The 381-nt window shown below is 37.3% G+C and carries 1 pseudogene; it reads left to right on the top strand.

The features are described 5' to 3' along the window. Window positions 1-381 (top strand): annotated as a pseudogene (locus tag NQ014_RS10840) (hypothetical protein); the annotation flags it as partial.

Genomic DNA, 381 nt, shown 5'->3' with positions numbered 1-381 from the left:
ACAATTGGTAGATAAGCAATGGTTATCAGAAGAGCAATTCAACATTTTATTGAATCATCCATTAATTGATGAGGAAGTAGCAAATAGTTTAATTGAAAATGTCATCGCGCAAGGTGCATTACCCGTTGGATTATTACCGAATATCATTGTGGACGATAAGGCATATGTTGTACCTATGATGGTGGAAGAGCCTTCAGTTGTAGCTGCAGCTAGTTATGGTGCAAAGCTAGTGAATCAGACTGGCGGATTTAAAACGGTATCTTCTGAACGTATTATGATAGGTCAAATCGTCTTTGATGGCGTTGACGATACTGAAAAATTATCAGCAGACATTAAAGCTTTAGAAAAGCAAATTCATAAAATTGCGGATGAGGCATATCC

The organism is Corynebacterium sp. 5QC2CO (genome assembly GCF_024580435.1).
Lineage (GTDB): Bacteria > Actinomycetota > Actinomycetes > Mycobacteriales > Mycobacteriaceae > Corynebacterium > Corynebacterium jeikeium_D.
This window is presented reverse-complemented; position numbering and strand designations above follow the sequence as displayed.